This window comes from Streptomyces griseorubiginosus (assembly GCF_001514195.1).
GTDB classification, from domain to species: domain Bacteria; phylum Actinomycetota; class Actinomycetes; order Streptomycetales; family Streptomycetaceae; genus Streptomyces; species Streptomyces griseorubiginosus.
Genome location: NZ_KQ948735.1, coordinates 943,743 through 964,584, shown reverse-complemented (window position 1 = coordinate 964,584; position 20,842 = coordinate 943,743). Strand labels below are relative to the sequence as shown.

Annotated in this window: 19 protein-coding genes and 1 riboswitch; of the genes, 5 read left to right on the top strand and 14 right to left on the bottom strand. The window is 71.1% G+C overall.

Going from position 1 to position 20,842, the window contains the following annotated elements:
- Nucleotides 1-1,143 carry a glycosyltransferase family 4 protein gene (locus tag AQJ54_RS10680; RefSeq protein WP_062236300.1) on the bottom strand — a complete coding sequence of 381 codons (1,143 nt, stop codon included), beginning with the start codon at nt 1,141-1,143 and terminating at the stop codon, nt 1-3.
- A 120-nt stretch (nt 1,144-1,263) separates the two neighbouring features.
- On the opposite strand from AQJ54_RS10680, the gene AQJ54_RS10675 reads away from it, so the two are divergent.
- Complete coding sequence (locus AQJ54_RS10675) at nt 1,264-2,511, top strand: glycosyltransferase family 87 protein (protein WP_062024817.1); 1,248 nt, start codon at nt 1,264-1,266, stop codon at nt 2,509-2,511.
- On the opposite strand, the gene AQJ54_RS10670 is transcribed toward AQJ54_RS10675, so the two are convergent.
- On the bottom strand, nt 2,469-3,794 hold the full coding sequence (locus AQJ54_RS10670; RefSeq protein WP_062236295.1) for an MATE family efflux transporter: 1,326 nt from the start codon (nt 3,792-3,794) through the stop codon (nt 2,469-2,471). The two genes, AQJ54_RS10675 and AQJ54_RS10670, sit on opposite strands and share 43 nt — an antisense overlap.
- A gap of 91 nt (nt 3,795-3,885) precedes the next feature.
- On the opposite strand from AQJ54_RS10670, the gene AQJ54_RS10665 reads away from it, so the two are divergent.
- On the top strand, nt 3,886-4,416 hold the full coding sequence (locus AQJ54_RS10665; protein ID WP_062236292.1) for a PadR family transcriptional regulator: 531 nt from the start codon (nt 3,886-3,888) through the stop codon (nt 4,414-4,416).
- A gap of 19 nt (nt 4,417-4,435) precedes the next feature.
- Here AQJ54_RS10665 and AQJ54_RS10660 read toward each other — a convergent pair whose 3' ends face one another.
- The 5 genes from AQJ54_RS10660 to AQJ54_RS10640 form a co-directional block, all read right to left on the bottom strand.
- A complete protein-coding gene (locus AQJ54_RS10660; protein WP_062236289.1) occupies nt 4,436-5,626 on the bottom strand; it encodes a hypothetical protein in 1,191 nt (396 codons plus the stop codon).
- Between the two features lie 33 nt (nt 5,627-5,659).
- Complete coding sequence (locus tag AQJ54_RS10655) at nt 5,660-6,676, bottom strand: C40 family peptidase (RefSeq protein WP_062236286.1); 1,017 nt, start codon at nt 6,674-6,676, stop codon at nt 5,660-5,662.
- Between the two features lie 203 nt (nt 6,677-6,879).
- Nucleotides 6,880-7,914 carry a C40 family peptidase gene (locus AQJ54_RS10650; protein ID WP_062237107.1) on the bottom strand — a complete coding sequence of 345 codons (1,035 nt, stop codon included), beginning with the start codon at nt 7,912-7,914 and terminating at the stop codon, nt 6,880-6,882.
- 211 nt (nt 7,915-8,125) lie between these two features.
- On the bottom strand, nt 8,126-9,469 hold the full coding sequence (locus AQJ54_RS10645) for an NYN domain-containing protein (protein WP_062236283.1): 1,344 nt from the start codon (nt 9,467-9,469) through the stop codon (nt 8,126-8,128).
- 34 nt (nt 9,470-9,503) lie between these two features.
- Nucleotides 9,504-9,743, bottom strand: coding sequence for a hypothetical protein (locus AQJ54_RS10640; RefSeq protein ID WP_020137397.1), 240 nt, complete (start codon nt 9,741-9,743; stop codon nt 9,504-9,506).
- 163 nt (nt 9,744-9,906) lie between these two features.
- On the opposite strand from AQJ54_RS10640, the gene AQJ54_RS10635 reads away from it, so the two are divergent.
- Together AQJ54_RS10635 and AQJ54_RS10630 are read left to right on the top strand one after the other, a co-directional pair.
- Nucleotides 9,907-10,647: a rhomboid family intramembrane serine protease gene (locus AQJ54_RS10635; RefSeq protein ID WP_079069839.1), complete on the top strand. Its 741-nt coding sequence runs from the start codon at nt 9,907-9,909 to the stop codon at nt 10,645-10,647.
- Nucleotides 10,644-10,925 carry an Lrp/AsnC family transcriptional regulator gene (locus tag AQJ54_RS10630; protein WP_020137395.1) on the top strand — a complete coding sequence of 94 codons (282 nt, stop codon included), beginning with the start codon at nt 10,644-10,646 and terminating at the stop codon, nt 10,923-10,925. The genes AQJ54_RS10635 and AQJ54_RS10630 overlap by 4 nt, the downstream gene beginning before the upstream one ends.
- 47 nt (nt 10,926-10,972) lie before the next feature.
- Here the strand turns inward: AQJ54_RS10630 and AQJ54_RS10625 are convergent, their stop codons facing one another.
- The 7 genes from AQJ54_RS10625 to ctaE all read right to left on the bottom strand — a co-directional run bounded on the left by AQJ54_RS10625 (nt 10,973) and on the right by ctaE (nt 20,229).
- Entirely contained in the window at nt 10,973-13,114 is a 2,142-nt protein-coding gene (locus AQJ54_RS10625; RefSeq protein ID WP_062236275.1) for a protein kinase domain-containing protein, read from the bottom strand.
- Nucleotides 13,115-13,180: 66 nt separating this feature from the next.
- Nucleotides 13,181-14,542, bottom strand: coding sequence for an aminotransferase class V-fold PLP-dependent enzyme (locus AQJ54_RS10620; protein ID WP_062236272.1), 1,362 nt, complete (start codon nt 14,540-14,542; stop codon nt 13,181-13,183).
- 122 nt (nt 14,543-14,664) lie between these two features.
- A riboswitch (SAM riboswitch) is annotated at nt 14,665-14,781 on the bottom strand.
- A 76-nt stretch (nt 14,782-14,857) separates the two neighbouring features.
- Nucleotides 14,858-15,922 (bottom strand): anthranilate phosphoribosyltransferase, encoded by a 1,065-nt coding sequence (trpD, locus tag AQJ54_RS10615; RefSeq protein ID WP_062236269.1) that lies wholly within the window; start codon nt 15,920-15,922, stop codon nt 14,858-14,860.
- Nucleotides 15,923-16,052: 130 nt separating this feature from the next.
- Nucleotides 16,053-17,690 carry a cytochrome bc1 complex cytochrome b subunit gene (gene qcrB, locus AQJ54_RS10610; RefSeq protein ID WP_062236266.1) on the bottom strand — a complete coding sequence of 546 codons (1,638 nt, stop codon included), beginning with the start codon at nt 17,688-17,690 and terminating at the stop codon, nt 16,053-16,055.
- Nucleotides 17,687-18,742, bottom strand: coding sequence for a cytochrome bc1 complex Rieske iron-sulfur subunit (gene qcrA, locus AQJ54_RS10605; RefSeq protein WP_030319113.1), 1,056 nt, complete (start codon nt 18,740-18,742; stop codon nt 17,687-17,689). Before qcrA ends, qcrB begins: the two co-directional genes overlap by 4 nt.
- On the bottom strand, nt 18,739-19,548 hold the full coding sequence (qcrC, locus tag AQJ54_RS10600; RefSeq protein ID WP_028809595.1) for a cytochrome bc1 complex diheme cytochrome c subunit: 810 nt from the start codon (nt 19,546-19,548) through the stop codon (nt 18,739-18,741). The genes qcrA and qcrC overlap by 4 nt, the downstream gene beginning before the upstream one ends.
- A 60-nt stretch (nt 19,549-19,608) precedes the next feature.
- Nucleotides 19,609-20,229: an aa3-type cytochrome oxidase subunit III gene (gene ctaE, locus AQJ54_RS10595; protein WP_053849778.1), complete on the bottom strand. Its 621-nt coding sequence runs from the start codon at nt 20,227-20,229 to the stop codon at nt 19,609-19,611.
- 145 nt (nt 20,230-20,374) lie between these two features.
- On the opposite strand from ctaE, the gene AQJ54_RS10590 reads away from it, so the two are divergent.
- Nucleotides 20,375-20,776, top strand: a complete 402-nt coding sequence (locus tag AQJ54_RS10590) for a response regulator (protein WP_030319115.1) — start codon at nt 20,375-20,377, stop codon at nt 20,774-20,776.
- Nucleotides 20,777-20,842: the final 66 nt, after the last annotated feature.

Sequence of the window (20,842 nt, the reverse complement as noted above, 5' to 3'; positions counted from 1 at the left end):
CTATAGCAGTGTCTTCAACTTTTCCGCCAACAAGTCCCACCGCCACTTCTCCTCGACCCACTCCCTGCCCCGCTGCCCCATACGCCTCCGCAGTTCCGCGTCGCCGAGGAGGACCGTGATCCGCTCGGCGGCCTCCTCCGGGGAACCGCCGGGCACCACCCATCCGGTCTCGCCGTCGAGCACGGCGTCCGGGGCGCCCCCGGAGTCCCCGGCGACGACGGGCAGCCCGGTGGCCGAGGCCTCCAGGTAGACGATCCCGAGCCCCTCGACGTCGAGCCCGCCCCGCCGGGTCCGGCACGGCATCGCGAAGACGTCCCCGGCGCCGTAGTGCGCGGGCAGCTCTGCCCAGGGCACGGCCCCGGTGAAGCGCACGGACGCGGCGACCCCGGTCTCGTGGGCGAGCTTGCGCAGCTCCTTCTCGTACGGGCCGCCCCCGACGATCAGCAGCACGGCCTCGGGCTCCCGCGCGAGGATCCGCGGCATGGCGAGAATCAGCGTGTCCTGGCCCTTGCGCGGCACCAGCCGCGAGACGCACACCACCACCGGCCGGTCCGTGAGCCCGAGCCGCGCCCGCACGGCGTCCCCGCCGGAGCCGGGGTGGAAGGTCTTCTCGTCGACCCCCGGCGGCAGCTGCACCATCCTCGCGGCGGCCTGCGGGCTCAACGCCCCGGCGATCCGCGAGCGCGTGTACTCGCCGAGGTAGGTGATCGTGTCCGTCGACTCCCCGATACGCCCCAACAGCTGCCGTGCGGCGGGCAGTTGGGCCCACCCGGCCTCGTGCCCGTGGGTCGTCGCCACCAGCCGCTCCGCCCCGGCCCTCCTGAGCGCGGGGGCCATCAGCCCGAGCGGCGCGGCCGCCCCGAACCACACCGACGTACACCCGTGCTCCCGCAGCAGCCCGACAGCCCTGCGGGTCGCCCCGGGCGTCGGCAGCAGCATGGTCGTGGAGTCCCGTACGACGGTGAAGGGCTGCTCGGCGTCGAAGGCCGCGGTCGCCTCGACGCCCTCCCGGCTCCGCTTCCAGGTGGAGGCGTAGACGACCAGCCGCTCGGGGTCGAGCCGCAGCGCCATGTTGTGCAGGAACGCCTGGATGCCACCGGGACGGGGCGGGAAGTCGTTCGTCACGATCAGGGTCTTGTGCATCGCCGCCGACCCTACCGAACGGGCTGCTCACAGCCGGGCACGGCCGCGTTTATGGCACCCTCACAGGAGAGCGGGACATCATGTTCCCCTCAAGACCGGAAATGAACGGCAGGGGATCACGTGGAGACGACGGCCTGGCGGCGGTCCCTGACCGGACTGCTGCTGACCTGGGGCGTGACCAGGCTGCTGCTGCTGCTCTGGGTGTACAAGGTGTACGTCTTCCCGGGCCCGGACGTCACCAGTGACGTGTCGGTCATCTACCAGGGCTGGTACGACGTCCTGCGCACCGGAACGTTCCCGCAGGACGACGTGACCTGGCAGTACCCGCCCGCCGCGGCCCTCGCGATCCTCTCCCCCGCCCTGCTGCCCTTCCTGGAGTACACCCAGGCCTTCTTCCTGATCGCCTTCGCCGCCGACCTGGCCGTCCTCGCCCTGCTGCTGTACGCGGGCCTGCGCCCCGGCCGGCGGCTGCGCGGGGCCTGGGTGTGGGTGGTGGGCGTACCGCTGCTCGGACCGACCGTCTACTCCCGCTACGACGTGATGGTGACCGCGGTGGCGGTCGCCGCGGTCCTCGCGGCCGCCCGGCATCCCCGGGTGGCCGGAGCCCTGGTGGGCTTCGGGGCCATGCTGAAGGTGTGGCCGGCGCTGGTCCTGGTCGGGATCCGCAGGCGGAGCGTGTGGGCCTGGGCTGCGGTGACGGCCGGCGTGGTGGCCGGGGTGTTCTCCCTCGCGATGCCCGGGGCCTTCGCCTTCCTGACCTTCCAGCGGGAGCGGGGCACCGAGGTGGAGTCGCTGGGCTCCCTGGTCTTCCACATCGCCCGGCACCACGGCTGGAGCGGCTCGGTGCTGCTCAACTACGGCTCGGTGGAGTTCCTCGGGCCGTGGGTGACCCTTGTCTCCACGGCCGCGCTGGCGCTGACCGGCATGGCCTTCGGACTGCTGCTGCTGTGGCGGCTGACGGCCACCCGGTTCCAGGCCCACACGGCGGCCGACGCGGCCCTGGTGGCGGTGCTGATGTTCACCACCACCAGCAGGGTGATCAGCCCGCAGTACATGGTGTGGCTGGTGGGCCTGGCGGCGGCCTGTCTGTGCTTCCGCGCCAGCCGGATGGGGCTGCCGGCCGTCCTGGTGCTGGTGGCGTGCTTCGTGACGGTCCTGGAGTTCCCGATCTGGTTCGCGGACGTGGTGGGCAGCACCCCGCGCGGAATCGGCCTCCTCGTCGTCCGCAACGGCCTCCTGGTCCTCGCCACGGCCATCGGCATGCGAGAACTGTGGCGCGACACGGTCCCCCAACAGCCCCTCCCGACCCCACCCCCATCCCCGAATCAGACCGAAACCCCGGCCCAGGAGGCCCCGGCGTCCTCCTGAACGCCCCTGCCGGCCCGCCGCAGGAGCACGAGCACCAGTCCGCACTGCACCGCCATGGCCAGCGCGAGCGCCAGACACACCCCGGGCAGTCCGAGCCCGGCGAAGCCGTACGCCGACACCAACTGCACGACCGTGCCCAGCAAGGTCACCCGCAGCAGCGCAGGCGCTCCCCCACTGCCTTCGAAAACCCCACCGAGCGCGATGCAGCAGGCCATGAGCACCAGATACGGGCCGACACAGCGCAGGAACAGCACGCCGGCGTGGGCGACCTCGGGTCCCGCCCCTAAGGCGGCCATGATCCACGGGGCGGTCACCAGGAGCAGGACGGCGGCCACGAGCCCGACCGCCCCGGACACGACCACCGCCTCCCGCCCGACCGCCCGCCGCTCGTCCCGTCCCGCTCCTCGCAGCTGGGCGATGTGGATCGAGGCGGCCTGCCGGACGGCGTAGAAGGCCATGGTCGCCACGTACATGACCTTGTACGCGATGGAGTAGGCGGCCACCGCCGTCACCCCGAGCCGCGCCACGACCGCGACGAGGACGAGGGTGCCGCCCTGGCGCACGGTGAAGTCGGCGGCCATGGGCAGGCCGGTGCTGAGCACGCGTCCGAGCGCGGTCCCGCGTCCGAGCGCCCTCCCGCTTCCGACGGAGGACCGCAGCATGGTGTTCCGGCGCAGGACGACCAGTCCCATCACCAGGGCCACGGCCCGGCACAGCACGGTCGAGGCGGCCGCCCCCTGGACGCCGTACGCGCGGATCAGGAACGGGTCGCACACCAGGATCAGCCCGTTGGCGAGGAGGGCGAGCCGCATGGGGGTGCGGGTGTCACCGGCGCCCTTGAGGATGCCGTCGACGAGCTGCTGGGCGAAGAAGACGGCGATCCCGGGCATCGAGAGCGCGAAGTAGGCCGTGGCGAGGGACACGGCCGGGCCGTCGTCGAGGACCAGCCGGGAGAGGGGCTCCCGCAGCAGGAACCCGCCCCCGGCCACCACCGGGGTGACCAGAGCCCACAGAGCCGTGCCGCCGCGCACCGCCGCCCGCATTCCACCGGGATCCCGCGCGCCCCGGGCGTGGGCCACCAGCACGGTCGTACCGGAGCCGAAGACGAGCGCGACGCCGAGCAGCACGTTCTCCGCGCCGGTCGCCACGGCGACGGCGGCGACGGCCGGGCCGCCGATTCGGGAGACCCACACCGTGTTGATGATCCCGGCGGCGACGGAGGCCAGCAGGCCGAAGTAGACGGGACGGGCGAGCGCGACGAGCTGTCTGCGGTGGTTGTTCACTGAGTGGCCCCCTCGATACGAGCTACCTCGAATCGAGGTAGCTCGTTAAGAGGTAGCATCGGTAGTGACGACCCCGCAAGGAGGAATCCCGGTGCTGGAGCTGTCGATCCTCGGCTTCCTCGCCGAAGAACCCCTGCACGGTTACGAACTCAAGGAGCGCATCAAGGCGCTCACCGGCCATGTCCGCCCGGTCAGCGACGGGGCGCTCTATCCGGCGATCACCCGGCTCGTAGGGGCCGGCAAGCTCGACGAGCGCTCCGAGCCGGGCACGAGCGCGGCCCCGCGGCGCACGCTCTCCCTCACCGCCCTCGGCCGCGAGGACCTCCTGGAGCGGCTACGGCACCCGAAGCAGGCCGAGATCACCGACCAGGTCCGCTTCAACACCGTTCTCGCGTTCCTGCGCCATCTCCCGGACCGGCACGAACAGGCGGCCGTGCTGCGGCGACGGCTGGAGTTCCTGGAGACCCCCACGAGCTTCTTCTACGACGCCGGCGCACCCGTGTCCGCGGAGGAGACCGGCGACCTGTTCCGGCAGGGCATGCTGCGAGTGGCCCGCGCGACCGGGCGGGCCGAGCGGGAGTGGCTCACCGAGGCCGTCGAGCGGCTGGAGCAGCCGTCCTGACCGAGGGGCAGACGGGCCGTCAGTCGAGCCGGTCGCGCAGGTAGTTGCGCCACTGGGTCGTGAAGTCGCGCAGGTTCGTGTCGAGGGTCTTCGCCAGGGCGTTCTCGACCGCGCCCGGTCGTTTCTCGTGGGCGCCCACCGCTCGGTAGAACGCGTCCAGCTTCGCCTCGCCCCAGCGGTCCGCGATCATCCGGCAGGCCATCCAGCCGCTCTCGTAGGACAGCGCGAGCCCGGTCGCGCTGCCCGAGAAGCCGAAGTCCGCGTCGGACGGCAGGGACCTCGGCACCCGGCGCGCGGAGACGGCCTCCGCGAGCTCCGGCGCGGCCTCGGCCGGGGTGCGCCCGGTGCCCCGGTAGCCGACCCAGTCCGCGTACCCCTCCGACAGCCACAGCGGGGTCGCCGCGGTGGTGGCGGCGCGGGTGGCGACATGGGTGGTCTCGTGGGTCAGCACGACCTGCCGGCCCAGGGTGCCGAGGAGCGCGTAGGCGTCGGGGTTGACGATGATCCGGTCGGCGGGCGCCTCGGCCGGAGCACCGGTCTCGCCGGTGGTGACGGCGGCGATTCCCCGGTACGAGGAGGCGGGCGAGCCCAGCAGGCCCGCCATGCCGTCCAGGGACCTGGGGACGAGAACGACGACGTGCCGGGACCACCCGGTGCCCCAGGCGTCCGAGACGGCGGGCACCGCGCGGTCGGCCAGGTCCGCGAAGGAGTGCAGCTTCTCGCCTGACTGGCCGACGCCGAGGACCATGCTGTGCCGCCCGCGGACGACGGTCACCGGGCCCTGGTCCCACAGCTGTTGCGGGGCCTTGGCGGCGGGCCGCTCCCTGACGACGTACCAGTGCCCGGAGGCGTCCAGGGAGAGGTCCAGGACGCGGCCGACGGTGACGGGGGCGCTGTCGTACCCCTGGACCTGGTAACGGAGTTCGGCGTCGGCGGTGGCCGTGGCGCCGCTGCGGTGCACCGAGGTGACCTTGTAGGACCAGGAGGCCAGCGGGACGGCGCTGAGGTCGCTCCACCAGTCCGCCGCGCCCGTCCTGGCTATCGCGGCCCGGTCCCGGTCGAGGACGGCCGCGGCCCGCAGGTCCAGGACGCGCTGGACGTCCGCAGCGGCGGAGTCGGCGGCGGGCCTTCCGCCGCACGCCACGAGGGAGGCCAGCAGCAGGCACAGCACCACGACACCGTGTTTCGACGCCTGCCTTCGACCAGCCATGTTTCCCGATCGTACGGGGTCACCGGCCCCCGGTCAGGGGCGCGTGACGGTGGCTCCGGGCATCATGCCGACCGGGTCGTAGCGCACCGGGGCGCCGGGGTAGGGGGCGTGGATGACCTGGCCGTTGCCGACGTACATGCCGACATGGCTGGCGTCGCCCCGGTAGGTGACCAGGTCGCCGGGGCGGGCCTGGGAGAGCGGGACCTGGCGGCCGGCGTACCGCTGGGCCTGGGAGGTGCGCGGCAGGGAGACGCCGGCGCGGGCGTACGACCACTGCATCAGGCCCGAACAGTCGAAGCCGTTCGGGCCGTTGGCGCCCCACACGTAGGGCTTGCCGAGCGCGGACTGCGCGGCGGCGACGGCGGCGGCCGCCCGGCCCGAGGGCGCCACCGCGCCGGAGAGGTCGGGCATCTCGGTGCGGCCGGAGCGCGAGGCCCGGTCGTAGGCGGCCCGTTCGTCGGACGGCAGGGTGTTGAGGAGTTCGCGTGCCTTGGCGAGCTTCTTCTCGACGGCGCGCTTGTGGGTGGCGACGGCCTTGCGGCTCGTCTCCAACTCGCCGAGCGTGCGGGCCGCCTCGGCGCGTTCCTGGGCGAGTTCGCGCAGGGCCTCCTGGAGGTCCTTGAGCTCCCCCGCCTGGTGGGCGTTGATCCGGTCGAGGACGGCGGCCTTGTCGAGGTAGTCCTCCGGGTCCTCGGAGAACAGCAGCGCGAGCGAGGGGTCGAGGCCGCCGGAGCGGTACTGCGCGCCGGCCAGCGAACCGAGCGCCTCCCGCATGGAGTTGACGCGCTCCTGCTGCCGGGCGATGCCGTCCTGCGCGGTGCTGATCTCCTCGCGGAGCGCGTCGGCGCGCTCGTCGGCCTTGTTGAAGGCCTCGGTGGCCTGCTCGGCCTGCTCGTAGAGGCGGTCCACCTCGGCCCGGGTGCCCTCGGACGGAGCGGCGTCGGCGGGTACGGCGCCGAGCGCGGCGGCCGCCGCGGACAGCACACATAGGGCGGCACCGGCGCCCCGGTTGAACCCGGACGGCTGGACAAGGCGGCGATGGGACCCCACGGAGGCCGCGCTCCTTCCGTTGGCGGACGAGAACGCGGCAGACAGTAGCCCCGGGAACGGGACTCGGCCAAAGACCTCAGAGGGGGCATAACGGAACGCCCCGCCTCAGACGCAGGTCATGGGCGGGGCGTGGAGTCAGACGGCGTCGCCGGGATTCGCCCGAACGGGGGGCGAGTCGTCGCGATCTTGAGCCGCTGAAGGGCTCAGATCCGCACGCCGAACTGGAACGGCATGTTGTTGATCGACTCGTAGCGGACGACGGTGCCGGTGCGGGGGGCGTGGATGATCTGGCCGTTGCCCGCGTAGAGGCCGACGTGGTGCAGGTCTCCGTAGAAGATGACCAGGTCGCCGACCTTGAGCTGGCTCTCGGAGTAGATCCGGGTACCGGCGTTGGCCTGGGCCTGGGAGGTGCGCGGGATGGTGACGCCGGCCTGTGCGTAGGCCCAGGAGGTCAGGCCCGAGCAGTCGTAGGAGGCGGTGCCGGTGGCGCCGTAGACGTACGGCTTGCCGAGCTGGGTCTGGGCGGCCTGGAAGGCGGCCTCGGCCCGGGCGGAGGCGGCCGGTGCGTCACCGAGGTCCACGCGCGCGGTGGCGGAGCGGCTGGCGCGGGCGTCGGCCGCGGCGAGGGCGGCCTTCTCGGCGGCGGTCAGCGAGTTGAGGAGCTTCTGCGCCTCTGCCAGCTTGGCCTGAACGGCCTTCTTCTGCTTGGCCAGTTCGGCGCGGGTGCTCGCGAGGTCCTGGAGCTTCTCGGTGGCCTCGGCGCGCTCCTGGGCGAGTTCGCGCTGCTTCTCCTGGATCTTCTTCAGCGCGTCCACCTGCTGGGCGCTGAGCTGGTCGGCGGTGGACGCCTTGTCCAGGTAGTCCTCGGGGTTCGAGGAGAGGAAGAGCTGGAGGGAGGAGTCGATGGAGCCGGAGCGGTACTGCGCGGCGGCCGCGAGGCCTATGGAGTCGCGCAGTTCGTTGAGCTCCTCCTGGCCGCGGGCCACGTTGTCCTGGACCGTGGAGATCTCCTTCTGGAGCTCCTGCTGCTTCTCCTTGGCGCCGTTGAGCTTCTCGGTGGCCTGCTCGGCCTGCTCGTAGAGCGCGTCGACCTTCGCCTTGACCTCGTCCTTGCTGTGCTTGTCGCTCGGCGCCGCGTTGGCGGCGTTGGCGCTGAGGGCTACGGCGGCAGCAGCTGCAGTGGTGAGCACGGTCACGCGCACTCGGCTCGGCTGCTTGGGTCGACGGTGGGACGCCACGGAGGTGAACTCCTTCTTTTGAGTGATCACCCGCTCGGAGGTTCGAGAGCAGACCCTAGTGACCTTCCTGTGATCAGTTCAAATCCTCAGGAGCAAAATCCCGTCACGCCATGCATTCTTTACACACAACTCACGTGCAGTGATGTCGGCTTGACGCTACGTTGCGTGACCATAACGGCCAATTCGGGCGTTAAACCTCTAACTTTAAGGTTTAGGACAGCCGCTTCAGCAGGACCGCGGAGGCGACCGGCCGCGCCCCCGCCTTGGCGATGCCGTCGGCGACCTCGCGGTCGGTGGAGGCGACGATCACCGGCCGTCCGGGCGGCTCCGCGCGCACCAGCTGCCGGATCAACTCGTCGGCGGTGACACCCGCCTTGGAGAACAGCACCCGCACCCCGCGCGGCGGCGCGAGCAGCACCGGCGCGGCCAGCTCGGCCCCGTCGAAGACACAGGTCACCTCGGCGCCGGTCTGCGCGGCGAGCTGGGAGAGCTGCCCGAGGAGCCTCAGGCGCTGCTTCTCCAGCGGCATCTGGGGATAGCCGGTCTTGGTGACGTTGTAGCCGTCGACCACCAAGTGCGCCTGGGGCAGGGCGAGAAGCTGGTCCAGGATCGCCGGGTCGTTCTCCGACAGGGCCCGCGCGGCGATGTCCTTCGGGGTCATACGGCCCGGTTCGACCGCGTCGACGGTCTCCGCGGGCCGCACGGAGACGGGCGGCAACGCCAGCTCCCGGCGCAGCCCTTGGGCCGCGTCCAGCACGGTGTCCAGCAGCAGACGCACGCGCATGTCCTCGACGCTGCGCCCCTCCCGCGCCGCTCTGCGCGTGGCCTCCAGGGCGGCCTCCGCCTCCCCGAGCCGGGCCTTCAGGCGCCGCGTCTCGCTCTCCGCGGCCGACAGCTGGGCCTGGCCCTCGGCGCGTACGGCGTCCATCTCGCCCTGCACCTTGCGCAGGGCCGCCTCGCCGCGCTTGACGTCGCTGTGGGCCGCGCGGAGTTTGCGGTGAAGCGATTCGGCTTCCTTCTTGGCCGATTCCAGCTCGGTGCGCAGCCGCTCGGTCTCGACGCGCGTCTGGTCGCGGGCCGCCGCGAGCTCCTCGCGCAGCCGCTCCAGCTCGGCGCGGGCCTCCTCGTCGGCCCGCTCGGCGTCCGCGCGCAGGGCCTCCTCGCCGGCCGCGGTGACCAGCTTGACCCAGCCGGTGGGCCGCAGCACATAGGCCGCGGCCGCCACGTCGAGCGGATCCGCGGCCGGGGGCGGCGCACCGGAGTCCAGAGCACCGCACAGCTCCGGCTGGGTCTCTCTGAACTTCTCCGCGATGCGCTGCCGGAACAGCGGATCGGTCTCCAGCGCGGCCGCCATCGCGTTGCCCGCGAACTTGGCGCGCCGGTTGGGCGCGAACCGGGCGTACTGCCGCAGCTGGGCGGGCAGCTCGCCGACGGTCAGCCCGCCGAAGCCCTCCGAGACGATGTGCACGACCCGGCGCCGCACACCGTCGGGCAGCGGACGGTCGAGCACCTCGGCGGCGCCGTCGCCCGGCCCCCCGCCCGTGGTCTCCACCATCCGTCACACCCCAATACCTGCGGGGCCGCTCCGCTCAGGAGTCGGCGCCCGGCCTGTCGACGAGTTCCACCTGGTCCACGGCGTTGCACCAGCGGCACCGCACCGACTCGATGGTCTCACTGACCACCTCGCGCTCCTCGACCTTCGGCTCTCCGGCCAGGTCGAGGTGGACGTACTCGACGACCTTCGACGAGCGGGTCACGTCGAAGCGCGTGAGGTTGCCGCAGAGGGTGCAGCGCCACCGCGTCGAGGCGGTCGGGAGGGGAACCGTCATCGTGGCTGTGCTCTTTCCTTCTAGGCCTTCTATTGTCCGCGACACTCCGGGCTCCCGGGGTGTGGCACGTAACCCTACGGCCTGGCGGGTACTCGCCGCTCGGGCGTCCACGGCGGCGAGGCGGTCTGTCGGCTTGCGTCCCGTTACGTCATGCTCTGTGTTCATGATCCGCAACTGGAGGGTGACGGTCGGTGCAGCAAGCACGTCGCTTCGGGGGTCGGCACCGGTCACCTACGGCCTGATCGCCCTGTGCTTCCTGGTCTTCCTGGTCGGGCCCGCGTCCGGCCTCAATCCGGCCTACGGCCACGGTGACGCGCTCCTGGCCGCCCAGCGGGCGTACTTCCACCGCTGGGGCGTGGTCCCCGCCGAGCTCTTCGAGGGCTCCGCCGGCGCCGCCCTGTCCCCCGCCACCGCGCTGTTCATCCACGGCAGCTGGGTGCACCTGCTGGGCAACATGCTCTTCCTCTACGTCTTCGGCGTGATGACCGAGGAGCGGATGGGCCGGGTGCAGTTCCTCCTCTTCTACCTCGGCTGCGGCTACCTCGCCCTGCTGGGCTACGCGGCCGCCAACGCCGGCTCGGAGCAGTCCCTGGTGGGCGCGTCCGGGGCGATCTCCGCGGTCCTCGGGGCGTTCCTCTTCCTGTTCCCCCGAGCCCGGGTGACCAGTCTCCTGCCGTTCCTCTTCTTCCTCCCGCTGCGCTTCCCGGCCTGGGTGGTCCTGCCGTTCTGGGCCACGCTGCAATGGCTGGCGGCGGGCCGGGCGAACGAGGGACCGGGGGTGGCCTATCTCGCCCACGTGGTGGGCTTCGGCCTGGGCCTGGCCTTCGCCTGGGTGCGCTTCGGCCGTACCACTAGAGTGAAGGTCGCCCCAGCTCCGGCCCCCGAGGGAGAGAACCAGCCGTGATCACCGCGATCGTCCTCATCAAGACCAGCGTGGACCGGATCCCCGAGATCGCGGAGCGGATCGCCGCGCTGGAGTCCGTGAGCGAGGTCTTCTCCGTGACGGGCACGTACGACCTGATCGCCATGGTCCGGGTGAAGCAGCACGAGGACCTCGCCGAGGTCATCCCCGGCAGCATCAGCAAGATCCCCGGCGTGGAGGCCACCGACACCCACGTGGCCTTCCGCACGTACTCCCAGCACGACCTGGAGGCCGCCTTCGCGATCGGCCTCGACAGCTGACCGGCGTCGACGGCTGACCGGCCTCGACGGCTGACCGGCCCCCGCGGCTAGGAGTCCAGCGCGAGCGCCGTGATGCCGTCCGCGGTCGCGACGTAGACCCGGCCGTCCCGGACGACCGGTGACTGGGTGCCGACCGACGCACCGCCCTCGACCCGCTTCCGCCAGACCCGCCGGCCCTTGCGGTCGAGACCGTAGAGCGTCGAACCCCGCCGTACGTAGACGGTGTCGCCGTGGACCACCGGGTCGCTGTACTGGCTCCCGTCGTCGGTGAACTGGAAGGACCACGCCGTCGATCCGTCGGCGGGGTCGAGGGCGACGAGTTCGAAGTCGGACGCGGCGATGCCGAGCCCCGCGAAGGGCACGCAGGTGAAGTAGCGGCTGCCGTACACCTTGTCGTTGGCCGAGTTCCACAGGAGCCGGCCCGCGCGGCTGAGGCCGTGCAGCATCTGCTCGCCGCCGGAGCCGACCATGAGCGTGCCGCCGACCAGCGTGGGCCGCCCGGTGTCGGCGCCGGCCTTCGTGGCCCAGAGCCGCCTGCCGGTCTTCGCGTCCAGGGCCTGCACCTCGTCCCCGAAGGTGCCGACGTACACCACCCCGTCCGCCACCAGGGGCTCGCTGGTGGGCGCCGCACCCGTGGGCGTGGACCAGCGCACACTGCCGTCCGGGGCGTAGGCGCGCACCCCGCCCGCGTCCGAGCCGTCGCCGTAGGAGACCAGGACCAGTCGTCCGGAGGCGACCGGGAACTGGCTGTTCGCGGCGAACGCCTTCTTCCACCGGACCTTGCCGCGCGGGCCGAGCGCGCACAGTGCGGAGGCCCCTTCCCGGTCGTTCTCCAGCAGGCAGTACACGCCGTCCGCGGTGGCGAGCGGGGACATGGCCTCGCCGCCCAGCGCGGTCCGCCACACCGGCCGGCCGCTCAGGTCCAGGGCGTGCATCGCGCCGTCCGCGCCGCCGACGTAGACCCGGGTGCCGTCGGGCGAGACGGCGGCACAGGGGCCGCGCCGCCCGCCGAGCCCCTGCACGGCGTACGTCCATCCCACCTGGGCCGCGACCGGCCCGCCCTGCACGGACCGTCCCGCGCCCGTGGAGGCGGCGGAGTGCGAGGAGCCCCGCAGCAGCCACCAGCCCAGGCCCCCGGCGCCGACCGCTCCCGCGCCGCCGGCCCAGGCCGCCAGGATCCGCCGCCGCGAGGGCTTCGCCGGGGCGGGGCCGGTGGCCTCGGGTACGTCGGTGACCGTCGTCATGGGGGCCATGTACTCCACCCCGCTGAGCCGCTCCCGCGCCCCGTCCTCCGGCACCCAGCGCTCGTCGGCGCCGAGGGCCACGGTGGGCGGCCCTCCGGAGAACCACCCCTCGCGCAGACCCTCCCGCAGCGAGCCGGCGGTGTGCCCCACGGCGGCGACCAGTTCGGCGGGGGTGGGCCGCGCCGCGGGATCGTCCCGCAGACAGGCCTCCACCAGCGGCAGTTGTTCCTCCGGTACGGCGGACAGGTCGACGTCCCCGGTCAGGATCCGCAGCAGGACGACCGAGTCCTGCCCCTCGCCGAACGGTTCCTTCCCGCCCGAGGCGTAGGCGAGGACCGCGCCCAGGGAGAAGACGTCGCTGGCCGGGACCACCTGGGCGCCGTTGCGGATCTGCTCGGGCGAGAGGTAGCCGACCGACCCGACGACCACCCCGGTCCGGGTCAGCGCGGTCCCTTCCAGCGCCCGGACGATCCCGAAGTCGATGACCCGGGGCCCGTCCGGCGCGAGCAGGATGTTGGAGGGCTTGAGGTCCCGGTGCACCAGGCCCTTGGCGTGGATCGCGGCGAGCGCCTCGGCGAGCGCCCCCGCCAGCAGCCGTACCGCGTCCGCGCCCAGCGGCCCCCGGTCGAGCACCGCGTCCCGCAGGTTCGGGCCCGCCACGAACTCGCTGGCCATCCACGGCCGCGCGGCCTCGGTGTCGGCGTCCACGACCCGCGCGGTGTAGGTGCCGGCTCCGCCGACGGTCTGCGCCGCCCGCACCTCGTGCCGGAACCGGGCGCGGAAGGTGCGGTCCTCGGCGTGCTCGGCGCGGACGACCTTCACCGCGAGCCTGAGCCCGCCCCGCGCCTCGGCGAGGTACACCTCGCCCATGCCGCCCGACCCGAGTCTGCCCAGGACCCCGTACGGTCCGATGGTCCGCGGATCGGTCTCCCGCAGCTCCTGCACCCCGTGCTCCCCCTGCCTCGTACGGCTCTCGGGCGAGCGTATACGCCGTAGGTAAGGGTCAGTCGGTCAGACGGCCGGGACGCAGCGCCCGTCCTCGGTGCGGTACGACCACTTCGCACCGTCGGCGACCAGCTCCTTCACGGCCTTCACGAAACGCTCCACGTGCTCGTCCGGGGTGCCCGCGCCGAAGCTCACCCGGATCGCGTTCAGGGACTTCTCACCGGGCGCCGCCTCGGGGGCCCCGCACTCGCCCTGGGTCTGCGGGTCGCTGCCGAGGAGGGTGCGGACGAGGGGGTGGGCGCAGAAGAGGCCGTCGCGGACGCCGATGCCGTACTCGGCGGAGAGCGCGGCGGCGAAGTGGGAGCTGTTCCAGCCCTCGACGACGAAGGAGATCACGCCGACGCGGGGGGCGTCGTCGCCGAACAGGGAGAGGACGCGGACCTCGGGGACCTCCGCCAGCCCCGCGCGGACCTTGGCGATCAGGTGCTGCTCACGGGCGACCAGGGTGTCGAAGCCGGCCTCGGTGAGGGCCTTGCAGGCCGAGGCGATGGAGTAGGCGCCGATGACGTTCGGGGAGCCGGCCTCGTGGCGGGCGGCGGTGTCGTGCCACTCCACGTCCACTCCCCCGTCCTCGCGCCGGGTGACCTTGCGGCTGGCGCCACCGCCGGCGAGGTAGGGGTCGGCCGCCTTGAGCCAGTCGGCACGGCCGGCCAGGACGCCGGAGCCGAACGGGGCGTAGAGCTTGTGGCCGGAGAAGGCGACCCAGTCGACGTCCAGGTCACGGACGCTCACCGGGTGGTGCGGGGCGAGCTGGGCGGCGTCCAGGACGATCCGGGCGCCGTGGGCGTGGGCGGCGGCGGCCAGCTCGCGGACCGGCCACAGTTCGCCGGTGACGTTGGAGGCGCCGGTGACGCAGACCAGGGCCGGGCCCTGCGGGTCGCGGGCGGCGAGGGCCTTCTCCAGGGTCTCGACGGCCTGCCGCGGGGTGCGGGGGGCGTCGAGGTAGCTGACCCGGGCGTCCTTCCAGGGCAGCAGGCTGGCGTGGTGCTCGGTCTCGAAGACGAAGACCTGGCAGTCGGCCGGGAGCGCGGCGGCGAGCAGGTTGAGCGAGTCGGTGGTCGACCGGGTGAAGATCAGCTGGTCGTCCTCGCGGCAGTCGAGGAACTCGGTGACGGTCCGGCGGGCGTTCTCGAACAGGTCGGTCGACAGCTGGGAGAGGTAGCCGGCCCCGCGGTGCACGCTGCCGTAGTAGGGCGCGTAGGCCGCCACGTCGTCCCAGACGCGCTGGAGGGCGGGGGCGCTGGCCGCGTAGTCGAGCGCCGCGTAGGTGACCTCGCCGCCGGTCACGAGCGGGACGGTGACATCCCTGCCCAGAACGGGCAGCTGGGCACAAATGGTCTGGGCGGAGGCAGCGGTGGAGACGGACATGGGGAACTCCCGGGCAAAAGAGAAAGGTGAGATGGGTGTGCGGAGGTGGGGGCTCGGCGCCCTATCGCATTCGCTTGCTCACGGAAGACTCCTCGAACGACCAGGATCCCTGGTTCGTGAGGGATCCGCGCTTGCCGCAGACCTCGCTGCCTGCGGCCTGGTCTTCACCCGGGGCACCCCGCCACGGACGGAGGGTTGCCGGACAGTCGGCCGGGGCCTCATGACTGTCACTCATGACCTGGTCGAAAAACTTACGTGAGGTGATCGTCGTCCCGCAACCCGTGTCCGGATCGCGGGACGACACCCCGCCTGCCGCTAGGCGTTGCTCGCGGCCACCCAGCGCTCCAGGGTCCGCTTGGCCGCCCCGGAGTCGATCGACTCCGCGGCCTTGTCCATCCCGGCCCGCAGCTGCTCGGCAAGGGTCCCGGTGCCCGGATCCAGGGCCACCAGCGCGGCCGCCGAGTTCAGGAGTACGGCGTCGCGGACCGGGCCCCTCTCGCCGTCCAGGAGCTTCCTGGCGACCTCCGCGTTGTACGCCGGGTCACCGCCGCGCAGGGCCTCCACCGGGACCAGGTCGATGCCGACGTCCCGGGGGTCGAAGCTCTCCTCGGTCACCTTGCCGTCCCGGACGACCCAGACGTGCGAGGTCGAGGTGGTCGTCAGCTCGTCGAGGCCGTCGTCACCGCGGAAGACCAGGGAGGAGTTGCCGCGCTCGGCGAAGACGCCCGCGACGACGGGTGCCATGCGCGGATCGGCGACCCCGACCGCCTGGGACCGCACCCGCGCGGGGTTGGTCAGGGGGCCGAGGATGTTGAACACCGTGCGGATGCCCAACTGACCGCGGGCGGCGCCCGCGTGCCGCAGCGCCGGATGGAACTTGATCGCGAAGCAGAAGGTGATCCCGGCCTCGCCCGCCACCTCGGCCACCCGCTGCGGGGTCAGCTCCAGGTTGACGCCGAGCTTCTCCAGGACGTCCGAGGCGCCGGACGCGGAGGAGGCGGCCCGGTTGCCGTGCTTGACGACCGTGGCACCCGTGCCGGCCACGACGATCGCCGACATCGTGGAGATGTTGACGGTCTTGGCGCCGTCGCCGCCGGTGCCGACGATGTCCACCGTCCGCCCGGGCACCTCGATCACGTTGGCGTGCGCGTACATCGTCCGCACCAGCCCGTTGATCTCCTCGACCGTCTCGCCCTTGGCCCTGAGGGCGACCACGAAACCGGCGATCTGCGCGTCGGTCGCCTCGCCCTGCATGATCCGGTCCATCGCCCACGCCGTCGCGTCGGCGCTCTGGTCACGGCCGTACAGCAGGGCGTTCAGCACCTCGGGCCAGGAACGGCCCGCCGCGGTGTCGCCTCCAGCGGGGGTCACAGCGCTCATGGGGCCGCTCCAGATGTCGTAGAAAAGTGTGCTGCCACCCTATCCAGCCCGGGGCACGGCAAAGGGCCCCGTCCGGTGTTCGGACGGGGCCCTTCTACCGCGCCGTGGCGAGCGCAGCGACAAGCAGTGATCAGTGGTGGCCGTGGCCGCTCGTGATCTCCTTGTACTCCTCGACGGTCGGCTTGGCGATCTGCGCTTCCTCGCCGTAGTACGCCTCGCTGAGCTTCGCGCGCAGCTTCTCGGAGCGGCCGACCTTGCGCTCGACGCCGTTCTCGTCGACCGTGGCGCCGATCGCGGCCGGCTTGTACTGCTCGTGCGCCGTGAGCGTGTGCAGCTGCTCCTGGCTGAGCGGCTCGTGCACCTCGATGAACTCACCGTGCGGCAGGCGCTTGATGATGCCGGACTCACGCCCGTGCAGCACCTTGTCCTTGTCGCGGCGCTGGAGGCCGAGGCAGATCCGCTTGGTGACGATGAACGCGAGGACCGGGGCGACGAAGAACGCGACCCGGACGAACCAGGTGATGGCGTTGATCGACAGGTGGAAGTGGGTGGCCCAGAGGTCGTTTCCACCACCGACCAGGAGCACGAAGTACCAGGTGATCCACGCGACACCGAACGCGGTCCGCGTCGGGGCGTTGCGCGGGCGGTCCAGGATGTGGTGCTCGCGCTTGTCGCCGGTGACCCAGGACTCGATGAACGGGTAGACCGCGATCGCGACCAGGACCAGCGGGAAGATCATCAGCGGGATGAACACGCCCAGGACGAGCGTGTGGCCCCAGAAGTTGATCTCCCAGCCCGGCATGACACGGATCAGGCCCTCGGAGAAGCCCATGTACCAGTCCGGCTGGGCGCCCGTGGACACCTGGTCGGGACGGTAGGGGCCCATGGACCAGATCGGGTTGATCGAGGCGATCGCCGCGATGGCCGCGATGACACCGAAGACCAGGAAGAAGAAGCCTCCGGCCTTGGCCATGTAGACCGGCAGCAGCGGCATGCCGACGACGTTGTTGTTGGTCTTGCCGGGGCCCGCGAACTGCGTGTGCTTGTGGTAGAAGACCAGGATCAGGTGGCCGACGACCAGGCCGAGCATGATGCCCGGCAGCAGCAGGACGTGGATCGAGTAGAAGCGGGCCACGAAGTCGCCGCCCGGGAACTCTCCGCCGAACAGGAAGAACGACAGGTACGTGCCGACGATCGGCACGGACAGGACCGCGCCCTCCATGAAGCGCACACCGGTGCCGGAGAGCAGGTCGTCCGGGAGCGAGTAACCGGTGAAGCCGGTGAACATGCCGAGGACGAACAGCAGGAAGCCGAACAGCCAGTTGACCTCACGCGGCTTGCGGAACGCACCCGTGAAGAACACGCGCATCATGTGCACGAACATGCCGGCGAGGAAGATCAGCGCCGCCCAGTGGTGGATCTGCCGGATCAGCAGACCACCGCGCACATCGAAGGAGATGTGCATGGTCGAGTTGAACGCCTCGGACATCATCTGTCCCTGGAGCGGGACGTAGCTGCCGTGGTACTCCACCTCGTTCATCGACGGGTGGAAGAACAGCGTCAGATACACACCCGTGAGGATGATGATGATGAAGCTGTAGAGGCAGACCTCACCCAGCATGAACGACCAGTGGTCGGGGAAGATCTTGCGCATGTTGGCCTTGGCCAGGGAGTAGATCCCCAGCCGGCCGTCGGCCCAGTCGGCGACGCGCTCGCCGGCCGGTGCCTTCCCGCGAGAGCGGGCTTCGGTGGACTCTGTAGTGCTCATCCGCGCTCCCAGAATGCAGGACCGACGGGCTCCTCGAAGTCGCCGAGCGCTTCAAGGTAGCCCTCGTCGTTCACGCCGATGCGCAGCTGCGGCAGGGCGTGACCGGCGGGGCCGAAGATCACCCGGGCACCGTCGGAGAGGTCGAAGGTGGACTGGTGGCAGGGGCAGAGCACGTGGTGCGTCTGCTGCTCGTACAGGGAGATCGGGCAACCGACGTGGGTGCAGATCTTCGAGTACGCGACGATTCCCTCGTGCGACCACTCGAGCTCGCGCTTGTCCTTGATGTTGTCGGGCTGGAGCCGGACGATCATCAGGGCGGCCTTGGCGATCTCGGTCTGGAACTCCTCGGAGTGCTCCTCCAGGCCCTCGGGCTTGGCGAAGGTGAGGGAGCCGACGGCGACGTCCGAGGGACGCAGCGGCTGGTCGGTGTTCATGTTGACCAGCAGCTTGCCCTTGGACCACATGGTGTGGCGGAGCTTGGTGCCGGGCAGCGGACCGAGGTCGCGCAGCAGCATGACACCGGAGAGCGGGAACAGGGCCAGCGCGCCGAACATGGTGTTGCGGATCAGCTTGCGGCGGCCGAGCGCCGACTCCTTGGCGCCCTGCTTGAAGTCCGCGTGGACCTTCGCGCGGACCTCGGGGGACGCCTCGATCGGGTGACGCTCGTCGGCGATCTCCTCGTCGGACATCAGGGTGCGGGCCCAGTGGACCGCGCCCGCGCCGATCGCGAAGAGGGCGAGACCGAGGGTCAGACCCAGCGCGAAGTTCAGCGCGTTGATGTGGCCGATCGGGAAGACGAAGATCGACTTGTCGTGGGGGATGCTCACGTACGAGGCGATGAACCCGATCGTCGACAGCATCGAGACCGTGAACAGCATGGCCACCGTGCGCTCGGACCGCCTGGCGGCCCGCTCGTCGATGTCCTGCACCCGGTGCTCGTGCGGCGGGAGACCGGGGTCGGCGAACGGGTTCTGCTCGTCCGCGACGCCTACCGCGCCGTGCGCGCCCTGCTCTGCGGGCAGGTTCTCTTCTGGAATGTCTTGGCTACTCATGACTTCTTGGCCTTTGCGGTCCGAGCGGCGACCCAGACGGCGACCGCGATCAGCGCGCCGAGGCCGAAGATCCAGGCGAACAGGCCTTCGGAGACCGGGCCGAGACCGCCCAGCTCAAGGCCGCCGGGGCTCACGGTGTCGTCGCCGTTGACCGCGTTCAGGTACGCGATGATGTCCTTCTTGTTCTGCTCCGACAGGGTGGTGTCGGGGAACGACGGCATGTTCTGCGGGCCGGTCTGCATGGCCTCGTAGATGTGCTTCGGGTCGACGCCCTCGAGGCTCGGCGCGAACTTGCCGTGCGTCAGCGCGCCACCCTTGCCGGTGAAGTTGTGGCACTGCGTGCAGTTGTCGCGGAACAGCTCGCCGCCCTTGGCGATGTCGGCACCGTCGGGGCCGTACTGCGCCTCGGTCGGGATGCTCGGACCCGCGCCCAGCGAGGAGATGTACGCGGCCAGCTGGTCGATCTCGGCCTGCGTGTAGATGACCTTCTTGCGCGGAACCTGCGCGCCCGGCTGCTGGGCCGGCATGCGGCCGGTTCCGACCTGGAAGTCTACGGCCGCGGCGCCCACGCCCACCAGGCTCGGGCCGTCGGAGGATCCCTGACCGCCGGTGCCGTGGCAGCTGGCGCAGCCTACGGCGAAGAGCTTCTTGCCCTCGTCGATGGCCAGGGACTGGGCGGTTTCATCTGCCTGCGCCTTGCTCGCGGGCGCGAACACGGCGTACAGCCCCCCGGTGCATGCCAGCGCGAGGAGTAGGACGACGAGCGCCGCCAGCGGGTGGCGTCGTCGTGCGGAGAGCTTTTTCACGGATTACCCCGGTGTCAGGATCTTCTGCGTCGATGCTTGCGATGTCGGGAGCGGGCCCGGCTACTTGATCATGTAGATCGTGGCGAAGAGGCCGATCCAGACGACGTCGACGAAGTGCCAGTAGTAGGACACGACGATCGCCGCGGTCGCCTGCTCGTGGGTGAACCTCTTGGCCGCGTAGGTACGCCCGAGAACGAACAGGAACGCGATCAGGCCGCCCGTCACGTGCATGCCGTGGAAGCCGGTGGTCAGGTAGAACACCGAGCCGTACGGGTCGGAGGACAGGGAGAGCCCGTCCTTCTTCACCAGCTCCGTGTACTCGTAGATCTGACCGCCGATGAAGATCGCGCCCATGATGAACGTGACGATGAACCAGCCCCGGAGCTTCTTCACGTCACCGCGCTCGGCGGCGAAGACGCCGAGCTGGCAGGTGAGCGAGGAGAGCACCAGGATCGTGGTGTTCGTCGCCGAGAACGGGAAGTTCAGGCTGTGCGCCATTTCCTTCCAGTGATCGGGTCCCGTCACCGATCGCAGGGTGAAGTACATCGCGAAGAGGGCCGCGAAGAACATCAGCTCGGAACTCAGCCAGATGATGGTTCCGACGCTGGTGAGGTTCGGCCGGTTGACCGACGGGTGCGCGTGCCCGGTTTCTACTGTCGTTGCTGTCGCCACGACCGACATTATGTCGGTCGCTTATCCCGCCCTCACTCCGGGGGGTGCCGTTCGGAGTGTCTTGCTCCTCCGTACCGGTGTTGACGTGGTGTTCAAGGGAGTAGCATCCGGGCCTACGGGCCTGTCCTTACGACGCTGACGTCACGGAGGAACAATGCAGCCGACCGCCACGGTGCTGGTCTACAGCGACGATTCCAACACCCGCGAGCAAGTTCGGCTGGCGACGGGACGCCGTCCCGCTCCCGACGTGCCGGTGGTGGAGTTCGTGGAGTGCGCCACGCCTGCGGCGGTGCTGAAGGAGCTGGACAAGGGCGGGATCGACGTCTGTGTCCTCGACGGCGAGGCCGTGCCCATGGGCGGTATGGGGTTGTGCCGGCAGATCAAGGACGAGGTGTTCCACTGCCCGCCGGTGCTGTTGCTGATCGGGCGGCCGCAGGACGCGTGGCTGGCCACGTGGAGCCGGGCGGAGGGTGCGGTGACGCATCCGGTGGATCCGGTGGAGTTCGCGTCGGCGTTGGCTTCTTTGCTGCGGTCTCGGAAGGCCCTGAGCGCCTGACAGCTCGGGGTGCGGGGGTGCGATGGCGGCTGCGGGCTCGTCGTGGCTGGTCGCGCCGTTCCCCGC

Coding starts and splice junctions, on each gene's coding strand:
- qcrA (WP_030319113.1), bottom strand. CDS start 18,742: ATGAGTAGCCAAGACATTCCAGAAGAGAACCTGCCCGCAGAGCAGGGC.
- AQJ54_RS10640 (WP_020137397.1), bottom strand. CDS start 9,743: ATGACGGTTCCCCTCCCGACCGCCTCGACGCGGTGGCGCTGCACCCTC.
- AQJ54_RS10620 (WP_062236272.1), bottom strand. CDS start 14,542: ATGTCCGTCTCCACCGCTGCCTCCGCCCAGACCATTTGTGCCCAGCTG.
- AQJ54_RS10660 (WP_062236289.1), bottom strand. CDS start 5,626: ATGGCTGGTCGAAGGCAGGCGTCGAAACACGGTGTCGTGGTGCTGTGC.
- trpD (WP_062236269.1), bottom strand. CDS start 15,922: ATGAGCGCTGTGACCCCCGCTGGAGGCGACACCGCGGCGGGCCGTTCC.
- qcrB (WP_062236266.1), bottom strand. CDS start 17,690: ATGAGCACTACAGAGTCCACCGAAGCCCGCTCTCGCGGGAAGGCACCG.
- AQJ54_RS10590 (WP_030319115.1), top strand. CDS start 20,375: ATGCAGCCGACCGCCACGGTGCTGGTCTACAGCGACGATTCCAACACC.
- AQJ54_RS10645 (WP_062236283.1), bottom strand. CDS start 9,469: ATGGTGGAGACCACGGGCGGGGGGCCGGGCGACGGCGCCGCCGAGGTG.
- ctaE (WP_053849778.1), bottom strand. CDS start 20,229: ATGTCGGTCGTGGCGACAGCAACGACAGTAGAAACCGGGCACGCGCAC.
- AQJ54_RS10680 (WP_062236300.1), bottom strand. CDS start 1,143: ATGCACAAGACCCTGATCGTGACGAACGACTTCCCGCCCCGTCCCGGT.
- AQJ54_RS10635 (WP_079069839.1), top strand. CDS start 9,907: ATGATCCGCAACTGGAGGGTGACGGTCGGTGCAGCAAGCACGTCGCTT.